Here is a 776-nt window from a genome sequence, read left to right as displayed (position 1 = left end):
TGAACAATCCCGGCCAGGTCGCCGATGAGCTGCTGCGCCGGTTCTCGCTGACCGATGCCGGCGGGCGGAAGGTGGCGACGTATTCGGGCGGCATGCGGCGCCGGCTGGACATCGCGATGAGCCTGATCGGCGACCCGCCGGTGATCTTCCTGGACGAGCCGACCACCGGGCTGGACCCGCAGGCCCGCATCGAGGTCTGGCAGGCCGTCAAGGACCTGGCCGCGGGCGGCACCACGGTGCTGCTCACCACCCAGTACCTGGACGAGGCCGAACAGCTCGCCGACCGGATCGCGATCCTGCACCAGGGCCGGATCCTCGTCAACGGCACCCTGGAGGAGCTCAAGCAGCTGCTGCCGCCCGCCAAGGTCGAATACGTCGAGAAGCAGCCGACCCTGGAGGACGTCTTCCTGTCCCTCGTCGGCACGAAAACCTGAAGGAACCACGATGAGCAAGCATTTCTTCGGTGACACCACCGTCCTGCTGGGGCGCTCGCTGCGCCACATCACCCGCAGCCCCGACACCATCATCACCACCGCGATCATGCCGATCGCGATGATGCTGATGTTCGTCTACGTGTTCGGCGGCGCGATCAGAACCGGATCGGATGCCTCGTATGTGAACTACATGCTGCCCGGCATCCTGCTCATCACGGTCGCCTCGGGCATCGCCTACACCGCCTACCGGCTGTTCATGGACATGAAGGGCGGCATCTTCGAGCGCTTCCAGTCGATGCCGACCGCGCGGTCGGCGGTGCTGTGGGCGCACGTGCTGACCTC

2 protein-coding genes are annotated in these 776 nt (G+C 66.2%); both read left to right on the top strand.

Annotated features, from left to right (window positions below; translation table 11 throughout):
- Window positions 1–434: ABC transporter ATP-binding protein (locus ACBJ59_RS62815; RefSeq protein ID WP_375119397.1), on the top strand; the 434-nt coding region annotated here is incomplete at its 5' end.
- Window positions 435–444: 10 nt separating this feature from the next.
- The coding region (locus ACBJ59_RS62810) for an ABC transporter permease (RefSeq protein WP_375119396.1) at window positions 445–776 on the top strand (332 nt) is incomplete at its 3' end.

Source organism: Nonomuraea sp. MTCD27 (genome assembly GCF_041950495.1).
Taxonomy (GTDB): Bacteria; Actinomycetota; Actinomycetes; order Streptosporangiales; family Streptosporangiaceae; genus Nonomuraea.
The sequence above is the reverse complement of the archived record's forward strand: the minus strand, read 5'-3'. Positions and strand labels throughout refer to the sequence as shown.